This window comes from Rhodoferax sp. GW822-FHT04A08 (assembly GCF_058801025.1).
This window is the reverse complement of the sequence record NZ_JBXAMW010000001.1, coordinates 617068-633089: the sequence shown is the minus strand read 5'-3', so window position 1 is coordinate 633089 and position 16022 is coordinate 617068. Positions and strand designations below refer to the sequence as shown.

At 61.2% G+C, this 16022-nt stretch carries 16 protein-coding genes; 6 read left to right on the top strand and 10 right to left on the bottom strand.

Translation table 11 applies throughout. From position 1 onward, the window contains the following. Positions 1-27: 27 nt before the first annotated feature. The 3 genes from AC1RMF_RS02955 to AC1RMF_RS02945 form a co-directional block, all read right to left on the bottom strand. On the bottom strand, positions 28-2415 hold the full coding sequence (locus AC1RMF_RS02955; protein WP_493139396.1) for a Tex family protein: 2388 nt from the start codon (positions 2413-2415) through the stop codon (positions 28-30). Between the two features lie 132 nt (positions 2416-2547). Further along, the gene (gene pap / locus AC1RMF_RS02950) at positions 2548-4122 is read right to left on the bottom strand and encodes a polyphosphate:AMP phosphotransferase (protein ID WP_493139393.1); all 1575 of its coding nucleotides are present in this window, start codon (positions 4120-4122) and stop codon (positions 2548-2550) included. A gap of 116 nt (positions 4123-4238) precedes the next feature. Next, positions 4239-4409, bottom strand: coding sequence for a hypothetical protein (locus AC1RMF_RS02945; RefSeq protein ID WP_493139392.1), 171 nt, complete (start codon positions 4407-4409; stop codon positions 4239-4241). Positions 4410-4507: 98 nt separating this feature from the next. Here AC1RMF_RS02945 and AC1RMF_RS02940 point away from each other — a divergent pair, with 98 nt between their 5' ends. Further along, positions 4508-5461: a histone deacetylase family protein gene (locus AC1RMF_RS02940; protein WP_493139390.1), complete on the top strand. Its 954-nt coding sequence runs from the start codon at positions 4508-4510 to the stop codon at positions 5459-5461. A gap of 2 nt (positions 5462-5463) precedes the next feature. On the opposite strand, the gene AC1RMF_RS02935 is transcribed toward AC1RMF_RS02940, so the two are convergent. From AC1RMF_RS02935 to AC1RMF_RS02910, 6 genes are all read right to left on the bottom strand, one after another. Further along, positions 5464-5916, bottom strand: coding sequence for a PaaI family thioesterase (locus AC1RMF_RS02935; RefSeq protein ID WP_493139388.1), 453 nt, complete (start codon positions 5914-5916; stop codon positions 5464-5466). A 21-nt stretch (positions 5917-5937) separates the two neighbouring features. Beyond that, entirely contained in the window at positions 5938-6732 is a 795-nt protein-coding gene (locus AC1RMF_RS02930; protein ID WP_493139387.1) for an SDR family oxidoreductase, read from the bottom strand. A 13-nt stretch (positions 6733-6745) separates the two neighbouring features. Continuing rightward, positions 6746-6970, bottom strand: a complete 225-nt coding sequence (locus AC1RMF_RS02925) for a hypothetical protein (protein WP_342617660.1) — start codon at positions 6968-6970, stop codon at positions 6746-6748. 10 nt (positions 6971-6980) lie between these two features. Beyond that, entirely contained in the window at positions 6981-8156 is a 1176-nt protein-coding gene (locus tag AC1RMF_RS02920; RefSeq protein ID WP_493139385.1) for an acetyl-CoA C-acyltransferase, read from the bottom strand. Between the two features lie 24 nt (positions 8157-8180). Then, positions 8181-10283 carry a 3-hydroxyacyl-CoA dehydrogenase NAD-binding domain-containing protein gene (locus AC1RMF_RS02915; protein WP_493139383.1) on the bottom strand — a complete coding sequence of 701 codons (2103 nt, stop codon included), beginning with the start codon at positions 10281-10283 and terminating at the stop codon, positions 8181-8183. A 115-nt stretch (positions 10284-10398) separates the two neighbouring features. Next, positions 10399-12027 carry a 3-(methylthio)propionyl-CoA ligase gene (locus AC1RMF_RS02910; protein ID WP_493139381.1) on the bottom strand — a complete coding sequence of 543 codons (1629 nt, stop codon included), beginning with the start codon at positions 12025-12027 and terminating at the stop codon, positions 10399-10401. A 90-nt stretch (positions 12028-12117) separates the two neighbouring features. Between AC1RMF_RS02910 and AC1RMF_RS02905 the strand changes: the two genes are divergently transcribed. The 5 genes from AC1RMF_RS02905 to AC1RMF_RS02885 are packed head-to-tail and all read left to right on the top strand — an operon-like array spanning position 12118 to position 15657. After that, on the top strand, positions 12118-13599 hold the full coding sequence (locus AC1RMF_RS02905) for a protein adenylyltransferase SelO (protein WP_493139379.1): 1482 nt from the start codon (positions 12118-12120) through the stop codon (positions 13597-13599). 23 nt (positions 13600-13622) lie between these two features. Further along, positions 13623-14033, top strand: coding sequence for a peptide-methionine (R)-S-oxide reductase MsrB (msrB, locus tag AC1RMF_RS02900; RefSeq protein WP_342617665.1), 411 nt, complete (start codon positions 13623-13625; stop codon positions 14031-14033). After that, positions 14030-14584, top strand: coding sequence for a septation protein A (locus AC1RMF_RS02895; protein ID WP_342617666.1), 555 nt, complete (start codon positions 14030-14032; stop codon positions 14582-14584). Before msrB ends, AC1RMF_RS02895 begins: the two co-directional genes overlap by 4 nt. Beyond that, positions 14581-14856, top strand: coding sequence for a BolA family protein (locus tag AC1RMF_RS02890; protein ID WP_342617667.1), 276 nt, complete (start codon positions 14581-14583; stop codon positions 14854-14856). The genes AC1RMF_RS02895 and AC1RMF_RS02890 overlap by 4 nt, the downstream gene beginning before the upstream one ends. A gap of 15 nt (positions 14857-14871) precedes the next feature. Beyond that, positions 14872-15657 (top strand): peptidylprolyl isomerase, encoded by a 786-nt coding sequence (locus AC1RMF_RS02885; RefSeq protein WP_342617668.1) that lies wholly within the window; start codon positions 14872-14874, stop codon positions 15655-15657. A gap of 73 nt (positions 15658-15730) precedes the next feature. On the opposite strand, the gene AC1RMF_RS02880 is transcribed toward AC1RMF_RS02885, so the two are convergent. Continuing rightward, positions 15731-15958, bottom strand: a complete 228-nt coding sequence (locus tag AC1RMF_RS02880) for a hypothetical protein (RefSeq protein WP_493139375.1) — start codon at positions 15956-15958, stop codon at positions 15731-15733. Between the last annotated feature and the right edge of the window lie 64 nt (positions 15959-16022).

Genomic DNA, 16022 nt, shown 5'->3' with positions numbered 1-16022 from the left:
GTCTGCAATCGGCCCTTGCCGAGCCGACTAGCGCTTGAGCTTGGCAAATGCGCTGGCCATGGCGGACTGACCGCCGAAGCCTTCATCGCGACGGCCACCTTGCTGGCGCTCGCCGCGCGCCGCGCCCTGGTAGCGGTTGTCCCCTGCCCTGTCGGATGCCGAACGTGCAGGCGCTGCGCCCAGTTTCATGGTCAGTGCGATGCGCTTGCGCGCCACATCCACTTCCACCACCTGCACCTTGACGATGTCTCCGGTCTTGACCACCTCGCGCGCGTCGTTCACAAACTTGTGCGCCAACTGGCTCACGTGCACCAAGCCGTCCTGGTGCACGCCCAGATCCACGAACGCGCCAAACGCGGCCACATTGCTCACCGTGCCCTCCAGCACCATGCCTTCTTTCAGGTCCTTGATGTCTTCCACGCCGTCGTTGAAGCGGGCCACCTTGAAGTCTGGACGTGGATCACGTCCCGGCTTTTCCAACTCGGACAGGATGTCCTTGACAGTGATGACGCCGAACTGCGCATTGGCAAACAGCTCGGGGCGCAAGGTCTTGAGCATTTCGGCGCGGCCCATAACCTCGTTCACCGGCTTGCCCACCTTGGCAATGATCTGCTCCACCACCGGATAGGTTTCCGGGTGCACGCCGGTCATGTCCAGCGGGTTGGTGCCGCCACGGATGCGCAGGAAACCGGCGCTTTGCTCAAAGGTCTTGGCGCCCAGGCCGGTCACCTGCAGCAAATCCTGGCGGCTGCTGAATGCGCCGTGCGCTTCGCGCCAGCGCACCACCGCCTTGGCCACCGTGCCGGACAGGCCGGACACGCGCGAGAGCAGCGGCACGCTGGCGGTGTTGAGGTCCACACCGACCGCATTCACGCAGTCCTCCACCACCGATTCGAGTGACTTGGCCAGCGCGCTCTGGTTGACGTCGTGCTGGTACTGGCCCACGCCAATGCTCTTGGGGTCGATCTTGACCAGTTCGGCCAGCGGGTCCTGCAGACGCCGCGCAATGCTGGCCGCGCCGCGCAGGCTCACATCGACGTCCGGCATTTCCTGCGAGGCAAACTCGCTGGCAGAGTAGACCGATGCACCGGCCTCGGATACCACCACCTTGTCGATGGCGGGGCCGTTGCCCTTGGCCATGAGCTTGATCAAGTCTGCCGCCAGCTTGTCGGTTTCACGGCTGGCCGTGCCGTTGCCGATGGCAATCAGGTTCACACCGTGGCGCATGCACAGGGCGCCCAAGGTGTGCAGAGAACCTTCCCAGTCCTTGCGCGGTTCATGCGGATAGACGGTGGAAGTTTCCACCAGCTTGCCGGTGGCATCCACCACAGCGACCTTGACGCCGGTACGGATGCCGGGGTCCAGGCCCATCACCACGCGCGGCCCGGCGGGTGCGGCCAGCAGCAGGTCGCGCAGGTTGTCGGCAAAGACCTTGATGGCGACCTTTTCGGCTTCTTCGCGCAGCCGGGCAAACAGATCGCGCTCGGTGGACAGACTGAGTTTCACCTTCCAGGTCCAGGCCACGCATTTGCGGATCAGGTCGTCTGCGGCGCGACCCGTGTGGCTCCAGCCCAGCTTGAGTGCCAGGCGGCCTTCGGCCAGCGTTACCACCGGTGCCGGGCGCGTCTTGGCTGCTCCGGCCACCGCCACCGGTGCCGCTTCAGGCGGCTCAGGCAGGACCAGTTTCACATCCAGAATGTCCTGGGCCCGGCCACGGAACACGGCCAACGCGCGGTGCGAAGGCACACGGCCAATGGGCTCGTCGTAATCAAAGTAGTCGCGGAACTTGGCGATGTCGGCATTGTTCTCATCCTTGCCTTCGATCAGCTTGCTCTGCAGCAAGCCTTCCTGCCACAGCCATTCACGCAGGTCCTGCACCAGCACCGGGTCTTCGGCCCAACGCTCCGACAGGATGTCGCGCACGCCATCCAGCACGGCCTGCACGGTGGTGAAGTCGTCACCGGCTTCAGTTTTTTCCTTGAGTACAAAGGCCTGGGCTTCGTCCGCGGGAACCAGGGCGGGGTTGGCAAACAGCTTGTCGGCCAGCGGTTCAATGCCGGCTTCACGGGCAATCATGCCCTTGGTGCGGCGTTTGGGCTTGTAGGGCAGGTACAGGTCTTCCAGCTCCTGCTTGGTTGGGCAGGCGTCGATGGCAGCCAGCAGTACCGGCGTCATCTTGCCCTGCTCCTCAATGCTCTTGATCACGGCCAGCTTGCGGTCACGCAACTCGCGCAGGTAGCTCAGGCGGGCTTCGAGTTCACGCAACTGGATGTCGTCCAGGCCACCAGTGGCCTCCTTGCGGTAGCGGGCAATAAACGGAACCGTGGCGCCTCCGTCCAGCAGCTCCACAGCGGTAGCCACCTGATCGGGACGAACACGGATTTCTTGCGCGATTTGCGCGATGATTTTCTGCATGGAAAGAAGAGAGTGAGAAATTCCGAAAGAAGGCAATCTGCCTTGAATACGCCGGCCTAGCCGGCAGCGGCCCGAAGTTTGCCACAGTAGCTGACCGGTCCGATGCAGGCAGGCCCTGACCGCTGTGGGCAGCTATTTCCCGGAGGCCTTATCGCCGCGTTTCTTCTTGCCACTCTTCTTGCCCTGCTCTGATTTTGGGGGCTTGGGTGCCTTGAACCCCTTGTCGGACTCCTGCAGTGCCGCTTCCAGCCGTTCGCAGATGGTGCGCAGAATCTTGACTCGTGCAAAGTTCTTGTCGTTGGACTCCACCAGGGTCCAGGGCACGTCGCCGGTGCTGGTGCGCTCCACCATGTCGCAGATGGCTTGCTGGTATGCGTCCCACTTTTCGCGGTTGCGCCAGTCCTCCTCGGTGATCTTGAAGCGCTTGAAGGCAATCTTTTCGCGCTCCTTGAAGCGACGCAGCTGTTCCTCCTGACTGATCTGCAGCCAGAACTTCAGCACGATGGTGCCGGACTCGATCAACTCGTGTTCGAAGTCGTTGATCTCGCTGTAGGCCCGCTGCCAGTCGGCGGGAGTGCAATAGCCCTCGACCCGCTCCACCAGCACCCGGCCATACCAGGTGCGGTCAAAGATCGCAAAGTGGTTCTTGCGAGGCAGGTGCCGCCAGAAGCGCCACAGATAAGGCTGGGCCCGTTCTTCTTCGGTGGGTGCAGCCACGGGAATCACCTGGAACTGGCGCGCATCCAATGCCGCCGTGACGCGGCGTATCGCCCCGCCCTTGCCTGCTGCGTCCGCCCCTTCGAAAGCAACGACCACGGACCGTTTGGCCAGGCGCGAATCGCGGGCCAATTCGGACAGTCGCCCCTGCAGAAGCCCCAGTTCGGCCTTGTAGTCCTTGTCCGGCAACTTGCGCGATAGATCCATTGCAGACAGCACGTTGCGCCCATCGGTATCGGCCCGCACCATGGGCGCACCGGGGAAGGTCGGGTGCCGCTTTTCCGCCAGTTTGGCCGCCAGCGCCGCCTGCAGAACTTGGCCCACCTTGAGCGAGCGGAAACGGTCGTCCACGCCTTCCACGATGACCCAGGGCGCAGCAGCCGTATTGGTCATGCGCAGCAGGTGGCTGGAAACTTCGTGCAGGGCGTCATAGGTCTTGAGCCGCTGCCAATGCCAGGGGGTCACGCGCCAGGCGGTGTGCGGATCACTCTCCAGCGCCTCGAAGCGCGCGCGCTGCGCTTCCTTGGTGAGGTGAATCCAGAACTTCAGCACCAGAGCGCCTTCGTTGACCAACATGGTCTCGAAGCGGTTGATCTGCGCGGCGCGGGCGTCCAGCTCCATTTCGCTGAGTTCCCCGCTGATGCGCATGCGGATAGGGTCGGAATACCAGGACCCGGAAAAAATGCCGATGCGGCCTTTGGGTGGCAGTGCACGCCAATAACGCCACATAGCCGGGCGTTCCCGCTCTTCGTCGGTAGGCTCTTCAAATGCCAGGGTGGAGAGGTAGCGCGGGTCCATCCACTCATACAACACGCTGATGGTTTCGCGCTTGCCAGCGCCGTCTTCCCCGCTGATGAGCACCACCACGGGCAACTTCTTCTGGGCAAACAGCGTGGCCTGCGCCTCCAGCAGAGACTCGCGCAGAACGGGTACCTGCTCCTTGTATTGTGCTTTGCTGACCTTGTGGCCTATTTCGGCTGACTCGAACATGAATACTCCCGGGTGAACCCCTCCATTGTGTGCCTGCGCGCACGCCCCATCCACACTTTTCACGGCACCATGAAAAAAGGCCCTCTGGGAGGGCCTTTTTTGGGGAACCGGTTGGCTTAGCCGCCCTTGCTCGGACGCTTGCCGGGGTTCTTCTTGCTGCGCGTTGCCACACCGCGCTCCAGGCTGATGCGCTGACCACGACCGCCTGTGGGCAGGGTGAAGCCGGGCTGGGGTGCGGGACGGGGAGTAGCCTTGCGATCGGCTTCGGTAACGATTTTGTTGCCCATTTGAATTTCCAAGAGAAAAAGTGAATACCCCCATATTTGAACATTTTTTGAAGAGTCCCTGCTGACTCTGCCTCACGGGCTTGCATCACAATCCCCGCATGCAAGCTTTTTACAGCGACCGCTTCGTGCTTCCCCTGCCCCCGGGGCACCGTTTCCCCATGGAAAAGTACAAGCTGCTGCGCGATCAACTGACCGAACACCTGCCCCAGGTCAGCATGCAACAGGCGCCAGAGGCGACCGAAGGCGAACTGGCCCTGGCCCATGACCCGGCCTACATCCAGGCAATTGCGGACGGCAGTGTCGACAGCAGAATCCTGCGGGAGATTGGCTTTCCCTGGAGCCCGGCCATGGCGGCGCGTGCCCGCAGGTCGGTAGGCGGCACCATCGCCGCCGGACGTGCAGCCATGCGTGAAGGCGTCGCCGCCAATCTGGCCGGTGGCACGCACCACTCCTACGCCGACAAGGGCGGTGGCTTTTGCGTGTTCAATGATCTGGCCGTCACCGCCCGCGTGTTGCAGGCGGAATGGGGGCGCCTGCACGGAACTCAGCGCCCATTGCAGGTGGTCATCGTGGACCTGGATGTGCACCAAGGCAACGGCACGGCCAGCATCTTTCGGAATGACAAGAGCGTATTCACCCTTTCCCTTCACGGGGACAAAAACTTCCCCTTCCGCAAGGAAGCCAGTCAGCTCGACGTTGCCTTGCCGGACGGTTGCACCGATGGCGACTACCTGAGCGCACTGGAGAACGCCCTGCTGGAGCTGGAGGGACGCTTCCAGCCCGGTGTCGTGCTGTACTTGGCGGGTGCCGACCCCCACGAGGGCGACCGCCTGGGCCGCCTCAAGCTGAGCTATGACGGCATGCAGGCGCGTGACCGGCGGGTGTTTGACTGGTGCTTTGCGCGCCGCCTGCCCTGCGTGTTTGCCATGGGCGGCGGCTATGGCACCGATATACGCACCACGGTGCAGGTGCAGTTCAACACCTACCGCATCGCCGTGGAGTATTGGGAGCGCTGGCGCAACCTGGCGCTTACGCGCAAGGTCGGCTCCTGATTTCAGTCCGTGCTGATCTGCAGCGGATGCACGCTGCGACCGGTTACGGCCAGTCGCTTCATGTACTTGAAGGTGCCGGTAGCATGCGCACAGGCGTGGCCGCGGGCGTCATAGACCGTGGCCTGGGTGAAGGCCATGGTGGCAGTGCGGTGCATCAGTTCCCCCTTGGCCACCAGCGGCCCTGATTCGCTGGGCGTAGCGGGCCGCATGAAGCTGGTTTTCATCTCGATGGTGACCACGCCCAGCTCCGGACAGACGCTGCGTGCAGCGCTGGCCATAGTCACGTCCAGCAGCGTCATGACCACGCCGCCATGGGTCACGGCAAAGGAGTTCAGCAGCTCTGGCTTGTGGGCGAGTTCAATTTCGGAATGCCCGCCATCAAATCGGGTCAGCACCATTCCGAGGTGTTTGACAAAAGGGATGTCTGCGCCGAAGGAAAGTGGCGTTTGCGTCATGTTGTTGGGGCTTTCAATGTCTTATGCGCCTGTCACCACGCTGATACCGCCGTCCACCGCCAGCCATTGCCCCGTGATGTGTTTGCCAGCGTCTGATGCGAACAGCAGGCAGGCGCCCTTGAGGTCTTCGTCGTCACCCAGGCGCTGCAGCGGCACGCCCGCCTTCATCTGCTCCTCCCCCACCGATGCGATCAGCCCTGCCGTCATCTTGCTGGGAAAGAACCCCGGGCAGATGGCATTGACCGTGATGTTGTAGGCGCCCCATTCGGCGCCCAGGGTTCGGGTGAAATTGATCACCGCCCCCTTGGACGTGTTGTAGGCAATGGTCTTCAGGAAGGCCGGGTTGCCATTGAGCCCTGCGATGGAAGCGACATTGATGATGCGCCCGGATCGGCGCGCAATCATGCTGCGTTTGGCAATGGCCTGGCTGAGCAGGAAGTAGCCCCGCACATTGAGGTTCATGACCTTGTCCCAGGCATCCACCGGGTGGTCTTCGGCCGGGGCGCCCCAGCTGGCGCCAGCGTTGTTCACCAGAATGTCCACGTCGCCCATGCGGTGCAGGGTTTCGGTGGTGAGGCGCTCGATGTCGGCCTCCTTGGCGCAGTCCGCGGCGGTCCAGCGTGCGTCAATGCCGGCGGCTTGCAGTTCGGCCACCGCCTGCTCCAGTTCATCGGCCTTGCGGGCGCTGAGCATGATGCGCGCGCCGGCCTCACCCAAGGCGTGCGCCATTTGCAGCCCCAGCCCGCGGGAGCCACCAGTGACCAGCGCGGTTTTGCCGCTGAGGTCAAACAGCTGTTGAACCGTGCGTGCTGTCATATGCCACCTCTTTTCATTTGTCGCGCTGGCGGGCGCGCAGGTAAAACGCCACCAGGCCCATGGCCAGCGCAATCGAGCCTACGGCATACAGACCGCTGGCGTCAGCCCCTTGCGTGGTTTCGGTGAAATACCCCAGCACCAGCGCCAGCAGCCCGCCATAAATCAGTGTCCAGACCGTGCGCTCCAGGCGCACATGGCTTGCGTGCGTGCTGCCGTTGTATTTCTTGAAAAAGCTCATCTTGTTCGACCTATAAAACCTCGAAGATACCCGCAGCGCCCATGCCCCCTCCAATGCACATGGTCACGCACACCCGCTTGGCACCGCGGCGTTTGCCTTCAATCAGCGCATGACCGGTCAGCCGCTGGCCGGACACGCCGTAGGGATGCCCCACCGCAATCGCGCCGCCATTGACGTTCAGTCGGTCTGCGGGAATGCCCAGCTTGTCGCGGCAATACAGTACCTGCACCGCAAAGGCCTCGTTGAGCTCCCACAGGTCGATATCCTGCATGGACAAGCCCAGGCGCTTGAGCACCTTGGGTATGGCAAATACCGGGCCTATGCCCATCTCATCCGGTTCGCAGCCGGCCACGGCGAAGCCCAGGAAGCGGCCTAGCGGCTTCAGACCACGGCGTTCGGCCAGTGTTTCGTCCACCACCACCACGGCGCCACCGCCATCGGAAAACTGGCTGGCATTGCCCGCCGTGACCAATCCACCGGGCAAGGCCGAGCGCAACCCGCTGATGCCCTCCTTCGTGGTGCCGGGGCGAATACCCTCGTCGTTCTCCACCGTTACCTGGCGGGTCACCAGGCCCATGACCTTGTCGGCCACACCCATGGTGACGGTAATGGGCGCAATTTCTTCCTTGAACAGCCCAGCCTCCAAGGCGGCCGTGGCGCGCTGCTGGCTGGCTGCGCCGTATTCATCCATGGCGTCGCGCCCGATGCCGTAGCGCTTGGCCACGTTTTCGGCGGTCTGCAGCATGTTCCAGTAGATCTCGGGCTTGTGCTTTACCAGCCAGGGATCGCTCAGCATGTGCTGGTTCATCTCCTGCTGCACGCAGGAGATGGCTTCCACACCACCGGCCACATACACATCGCCCTCGTTGGCAACAATACGCTGGGCCGCCATGGCAATGGTCTGCAGCCCGGAGGAACAGAAGCGGTTGATGGTCACGCCCGATACCGTTACCGGGCAACCGGCGCGCAGCGCGGCCTGGCGGGCAATGTTGGCGCCTGTAGCCCCTTCGGGTGTGGCGCAACCCATGAGCACGTCATCGACTTCGGCGGCATCGATGCCTGCGCGGCGGATGGCGTGCTCAATGGCATGGCCACCCAGCGTGGCACCGTGGGTCATGTTGAAGGCACCCTTCCAGCTCTTGGCAAGCGGGGTGCGGGCGGTGGATACGATTACTGCGCGGGTCATGTCGGGTTCTCCTGTTCGGGGGGCTTATTGGCCAAAGGTCTTGCCATCAGCGACCAGGCGCTGCAACAGCGGCGCGGGCTGCCAGAAGGCCGCGTCGTCCAGCGGGTTCTGCGCAAAACGCTGCATGGTCTGCACCACATTGAAGAGGCCCAGCTCATCGGCATAGCGCAGCGGCCCGCCGCGGTGCACCGGGAATCCGTAGCCAAAGATGTAGACGATGTCGATGTCACTGGCCTTGTTGGCTATGCCCTCCTCCAGGATGTGCGCGGCCTCGTTCACCAGCGAGAAAACCAGGCGCTGCACGATTTCCTCGTCCGAAATTTTGCGCGGGGTGATGCCCAGTGCCTTGCGGTGCTCCGCAATCATGGCCTCGACTTCCGTATTGGGGATGGCATCACGCTTGCCCGCCACATAGTCGTACCAACCAGCACCGGTCTTCTGGCCATAGCGGCCCTTTTCGCACAGCAGGTCGGCCGTCTTGCTGTATTTGAGGTTGGGCTTTTCCTGGTAGCGGCGCTTGCGGATGGCCCAACTGATGTCGTTGCCGGCCAGGTCGCTCATGCGAAACGGACCCATGGCAAAGCCGAACTTTTCCACGGCCTTGTCCACTTGCTGCGGCGTGCAGCCTTCGTCCAGCAGAAAACCGGCTTGTCGCGCGTACTGCTCGATCATGCGGTTGCCGATGAAGCCATCGCACACGCCCGAGACCACAGCCGTTTTGCGGATCTTCTTCGCAACGCTCATGACGGTGGCCATGACGTCCTTGCCGGTCTTTTCACCGCGCACGATCTCCAGCAGCTTCATGACATTCGCAGGGCTGAAGAAGTGCAGACCCACCACGTCCTGCGGACGGTTGGTGAATGCGGCGATGCGGTTGAGGTCCAGCGTGGAGGTGTTGGAAGCCAGAATGGCGCCGGGCTTCATGACGCGGTCCAGTTCCTTGAACACGGCCTCCTTGACGCCCAGTTCCTCGAACACGGCCTCGATGACCAGGTCCGCGTCCTTCAATTCGTCATAGCGCAACGTAGTGCTGAGCAGGGCCATGCGCTGCTCATACTTGTCGGCCTTGAGTTTGCCCTTTTTGATCTGCGATTCGTAGTTCTTGCGGATCGTGGCCACGCCCCGGTCCAGTGCTTCCTGTTTGGCTTCCAGCAGTTTCACCGGAACGCCGGCGTTGAGGAAGTTCATGGCAATGCCGCCGCCCATGGTGCCTGCACCGATGACGGCCACGCTCTTGATGTCGCGCTGGGGCGTGTCCGAGGGAACGTCCGGGATCTTGGAGGCGGCCCGTTCAGCCAGGAACAGGTGGCGCAGGGCGCGGCATTCGGAGGTCCACATCAGGTTGAGGAAAATCTCACGCTCCGCCGCCATGCCTTCTTCGAATTTCTTCTTGGTGGCGATCTCCACGGCATCCACGCACTTGGCCGGCGCAGGAAAATGCTTAGCCATGCCCTTGACCATGTTGCGGGCGAACTGGAAATAGGCATCTCCCTGCGGGTGTTTACATGGCAGGTCGCGCACGCGCGGCAGCGGGCGCACTGCAGCCACAGAACGCGCAAAGGCTAGGGCCTCTTCCACCAGGGAATCTGCCGACGCGGCCATTTTGTCGAACAGCTTCTGCCCCGGCAGCATGGCCAGCATCTCGGCCTTGACCGTCTCGCCGCTCACGATCATGTTCAGCGCAGGCTCCACGCCCAAGGCACGCGGCAGGCGTTGTGTACCACCGGCGCCGGGGATGAGGCCGATCTTGACTTCGGGCAACGCGATGCTGGTGCCGGGCGCGGCAATGCGGTAGTTACAGCCCAGCGAGAGTTCCAGCCCGCCGCCCATGGCCACGCTGTGCAGGGCGGCAATCACCGGCTTGGTGGAGTTTTCCAGCAAGGCGATGATGCTCAGCAGGTTGGGCTCCCGGAAGGCTACGTCCTTGCCGAACTCCTTGATGTCTGCGCCACCCGAAAATGCCTTGCCGGCCCCGGTAAGGACGATGGCCTGTACCGCGCTGTCGGCCAATGCCTTGGTCATGCTGTCGGCAATCGCCAGCCGGGTCGACAAACCCAGACCATTGACGGGCGGGTTGTCGAGGGTGATTACGGCGATGTCGCCATGGACTTGGTAATGCGCAGTCATGCGGTCTCCTCAAAATAGAACGGTCGTTCTTTTTGATTCTAGAAGCTATTTGTGACGGGAATCACAGGGTTGTCACGGGTGCGACCCCGCCTACCCTGTGACGGTGACGGATGGTTCAGGTATTGGGCAGGCGGTAGTCCATCAGCATCTCGCGCAATTTGCTCTTTTGCATTTTGCCGGTGCCGCCCAAAGGAATGGCATCCACGAAAATCACGTCGTCCGGGATCTGCCACTTGGCCGTCTTGCCCTCAAAGAAGGCCAGCAGTTCGTCGCGACTCACATCGGCGCCCTGTTTCTTCATCACCGCTATCACGGGTCGCTCGTCCCACTTGGGATGGCGCATGCCGATGCAGGCTGCCATGGCTACCGCCGGGTGCGCCATGGCAATGTTTTCGACGTCGATGGAGCTGATCCATTCGCCGCCGGACTTGATCACGTCCTTGCTGCGGTCGGTGATCTGCATATAGCCCTCGGGGTCAATCGTTGCCACATCGCCTGTGGGAAACCAGCCATCTACCAGCGGCGAGCCACCCTCGCCCTTGTAGTACTCGCTGATAACCCAGGGACCCTTGACCAGCAGGTCGCCGCAGGCCTTGCCGTCCCAGGGCAGCTCCTTGCCTTCGCCGTCCACGATTTTCATGTCCACGCCGAAGATGTTGCGGCCCTGCTTGAGGCGCAACTTCAGCCTTTCCTCGGGCGGCAGCGCTAGATGCTTGTTCTTGAGTGAGCAAACGGTGCCCAGGGGTGAAATTTCCGTCATGCCCCAGGCATGCAGCACTTCCACGCCATACACATCGTTGAACAGGTTAATCATGGCCGGCGGGCAGGCCGAGCCACCGATCACGGTGCGCTTGAGGGTGGAAAAACGCACGTTGGCTGACTGCACGTGCGACAGCAGCATCTGCCAGACCGTGGGCACGCCAGCAGCGAAGTTGACCTTTTCGGACTCGATGAGCTCATAGATGGACTTTCCATCCATGGCCGGACCGGGAAACACCAGCTTGGCACCGTTCATGGTTCCAGAGTACGGCAAGCCCCAGGCATTGACGTGGAACATCGGTACCACTGGCAAGATGGAGTCCCGGGCACTCACGTTGAGTCCGTCCGGCAAGGCACTCGAATAAGCATGGAGCACGGTGGAGCGATGGCTGTACAACGCGCCCTTGGGGTTGCCCGTGGTACCGCTGGTGTAACACATGCTGGAGGCACAGTTCTCGTCAAAATCAGGCCAGTCATAGGTGCTGGACTCGCGCCCAATCCAGCTCTCATAGCTGATCAGTCCGGGCACACCGCTGTCCGCCGGCAGTTTGCTTTCGTCACACAGGGCGACAAAATGCTTGATGGTGGGGCAACGGCTGTGCACGGCCTGCACGATGGGCAGAAAGGTCATATCGAAGCACAGCACTTGGTCTTCGGCATGGTTGACGATCCAGACGATCTGGTCCGGGTGCAGGCGCGGGTTGAGCGTGTGCACCACGCGCCCGGAGCCACTCACGCCGAAATACAGTTCCAGGTGGCGGTAACCATTCCACGCCAGCGTGGCAACCCGGTCCCCGAACCCGAGGTTCCAGCGGTCCAGCGCATTGGCCACCTGGCGCGAGCGCGCTGCCACCTGTTTGTAATTGGAGCGGTGGATGTCGCCCTCCACACGGCGGGAAATCACCTCAGAATCGCCGTGGTTGCGGGCCGCAAATTCGATCAGGGAAGAAATGAGAAGTTGCTGACTTTGCATTAATCCAAGCATGGGTAGTCTCCGTGATTTTTGTGATGTCATAGTACCCGTAGCAAAGCCCCAGAAACCCGGGGAGTTAGCCCTCTAAGGGAGAATCCCTAGATGCCCTTCCCGCCCGCTCCTCCTGTGCTCGACCACGGCCTTTCCTGGCAACACCATTTTGCCGCCTTGGGCGAGCGCTTTTACGTTCCCATGCAATCAGCGCCCATGCCCGCTCCTTACTGGGTCGGACACAGTGCCGCCTTGGGCGCAGAACTGGGTCTGCCGCCGCAGTGGATGCACTCGGATTCGTGGTTGCAGGCGCTCTGTGGCAATGCCGAGCTTGAGGGGAGCAAGCCGCTGTCGTCGGTGTATAGCGGACACCAGTTTGGCGTCTGGGCCGGCCAATTGGGCGACGGGCGCGCCATTTTGCTGGGCGAAGCGGCAGGCATGGAGCTGCAACTCAAAGGAGCCGGGCTGACGCCCTTCTCGCGCATGGGAGACGGCCGAGCCGTCCTGCGCAGCAGCATCCGCGAGTTCTTGTGCAGCGAAGCCATGCATGGCCTGGGCATTCCGACCACGCGCGCACTCAGCGTGGTGGGGTCGGACATGCCGGTGCGCCGCGAGACCATGGAAACAGCAGCGGTGGTCACCCGTGTGGCGCCCAGCTTCATCCGCTTTGGCCATTTTGAACATTTCTGCCACAGCAACCAGCACGAAGCACTGAAGGTCCTGGCCGACTACCTCATAGACCGGTACTACCCTGCTTGCCGAGGTGACTCCCGTTGGGGCGGCAACCCCTATATTGCCTTCGTAGCCGCAGTGACCGAGCGCACGGCACATATGGTGGCGCACTGGCAATCGGTGGGGTTCTGCCATGGGGTCATGAACACCGACAACATGAGTATTCTGGGTTTGACGATTGACTACGGGCCGTTCCAGTTCATGGATGGCTACAACCCGGCCCACATCTGCAACCACTCAGATCAAGAGGGGCGCTACGCATTCCGCAAGCAGCCCCAGATTGCTTATTGGAACCTGTTCTGCCTGGGTCAGGCCATGGTTCCCCTGGTCGAGGATCAACAGACGCTCATCGCCGCACTGGAGACCTTTCAAACCATCTACCCAAGGGCTCTGGCACTGCGGTTTGCCGCCAAGCTGGGCCTGCCGGAAGGTACAGAGGCTCCAACAGAGCTACTGGAGTCCATCCTGCAACTGCTGGCCAGCGAATCCGTGGACTTCACCATCTTCTGGCGTCGGCTAAGCCATTGGACTGCTGCGCAGGACCCGGCCGATGCCTCCGTGCGGGATCTGTTCCTGAATCGGGACGGAATCGACGCGTGGCTGAGCAGCTTTGCAAATCTTCACACACCACCAGACCGGCAGTCTGCCTCGCGGCGTATGCTGCAAGTCAACCCCAAGTTCGTACTGCGCAATCACCTGGGTGAACTGGCAATCCGGGCGGCCCGGCAGAAAGATTTCGGTATGGTGGCCGATTTGCTGAAAGTTTTGCAGTCGCCCTGCGACGAACACCCAGAACATGCGGCTTTTGCCGACTTTCCGCCCGATTGGGCGCCCAGCATCGAAATCAGCTGCAGTTCCTGAACCCGTACAACCCGAGAACCGTCATGACCTACAAAATCGAGAAAACCGCCGACGAATGGAAAGCCCTGCTCAAAGCCAAGGGCGCCGAGCCTTTGGCCTTTGACGTCACCCGTAAGGAAGCCACGGAACGCGCACACACCGGGCGCTGGGCCAACAACAAGTCCAAGGGCATGTACCTTTGCATCTGCTGCGACAAGCCCTTGTTCGCGTCGGACGCAAAGTACGAGTCCGGCACCGGTTGGCCCAGCTACTTCCAGCCAGTTAGTCCTGACGCAATAGGTACACAGGAAGACGGTATGCTGTGGATGAAGCGAACCGAAGTGCACTGCGCCGATTGCGGTGCCCACCTGGGCCATGTATTCAACGACGGACCGGATCCTACCGGGCTGCGTTATTGCATGAACTCGGCTTCGCTACACTTCAAGCCTGAATGAAAACACTGCTCGACTTTCTACCCTTTCTGCTTTTCTTCGGGGCTTTCAAGCTCTTTGACATTTACGTTGGCACGGCGGTACTGATGGCAGCTACCGCATTGCAGATGTTTGTGGTGTACCGCATGGACGGCCGTTTGCAGACCATGCAGAAGATCACGTTGCTGCTGGTCTTGGTCTTTGGTACTCTGACGCTGGCACTGCATGACGAGCGCTTCATCAAGTGGAAGCCCACGGTGTTGTATGCCGCCATGTCCATTGCGTTGGCCGTTGCGCTCTGGGGCATGGGCAAGAACGTTCTGAAGCTGATGTTGGGCGGCCAATTGGAGCTGCCTGACCGCATCTGGCACCGCCTCACCATCGCCTGGGTAGGCTACACGGCCTTCATGGCAGCCATCAATGCCTATGTGGTGCTGTACTACAGCACGGAGGCCTGGGTGAGTTTCAAGGTGTGGGGCTATGTGTTTCCACTCACCTTCCTCATTGCGCAGGGCTTCTATATCGCGCCCCATATCAAGAGTGGCGACGTTCCGCACGACGGGGCTTCCCAATGAATACTGCGTTGGAGCCCACCGCGGCGCAAATGGAATCCTGCCTGCGTGAGCGCTTGCAGGCCCGTACGTTGGAAGTGCTGGATGAAAGCGCGCAGCACGCAGGCCATGCTGGGGCCAGCGCGAGCGGTGTGGGAACCCATTTCAGGGTCCGCATAGCTTCACCCTTATTTACCGGCAAGTCACGCGTGGCGCGTCATCGCCTTGTGTATGATGCGCTGCAAGAATTCATGGCTGCGGGAGTGCACGCTTTGGCCATAGAAACCTTAGATTGATCACCAGGAAACCACATGAAGAAGCAAATTTTCTCGGCTCTGGCCCTTGCGGCCGCCATTGGAGCCATGTCGGGCGCAGCCTTGGCCCAAAACGTAGCCATCGTGAATGGCGTTGCCATCCCCAAGGAGCGCATCGATGCGTTGGCCCAGCAGGTGGCCCGCTCCGGACGCCAGATCACCCCTGAAATGCAGGGTCAGCTGCGTGATGAAGTCATCGCCCGCGAAATTTTTGCCCAGGAAGCCCACAACAAGGGCCTGGACGCCACCGACGACTACAAGAACCAGATCGAACTGACCAAGCAGTCCATCTTGATTCGTGAGTTGTTCACCGACTTCCAGAAGAACAATGCCGTTTCGGACGAAGAAGCCAAGGCCGAGTACGACAAGTTCGCTTCCGCTAATGCCGGCAAGGAATACAAGGCCCGCCACATTCTGGTGGAAAAGGAAGCCGATGCAGTGGACATCATTTCCAAAATCAAGAAGGGCGCCAAGTTTGAAGACTTGGCCAAGAAGCTGTCCAAAGACCCAGGCTCCGGCGCCAAGGGTGGCGATCTGGATTGGGCCAATCCTGGTAACTACGTGAAGGAATTCTCCGAAGCGCTGGTGGCCCTGCAAAAAGGCAAGATGACTGAAAAACCGGTTAAGAGCCAGTTCGGCTATCACATCATCCGCCTGGACGATGTCCGCGATGCACAGCTGCCCAAATTTGAGGACGTCAAGCCGCAGATTGCCCAGCAATTGCTGCAACAGAAGATGGCCAAATACCAGGAAGAACTGCGCGCCAAGGCCAAGATCGAGTAAGGCGTACATCCCTCTCCAACAAAAAAACGCGGCCAAGGCCGCGTTTTTTTATGCGCGCGGGTAAGTGCAGAAACTATTGGAGGATTTGCTCCACAGCAGCCTTGGCTTCTTGCAGATCGGCAAAAAACCGGGTGGGCTGGGGCATGGCTTTGGGCAAATGGGCAGGTGGCGCCCAGAGCCGACCATCAAGCCAGCTGGCGATACAACCGCCTATGTCTTTGGGCTTGAGCGTGCACACCGGAATGCCATCCAGTGATGCGGTCCAAACTGAGGGAGTTTCCTCCCATTGCAGATTTGCCATAGTTGTCAACCCCCAAAGCAATGTGTTTATGTGAGGCATTCTAGGTCCATCAGCTAGGCTGAAC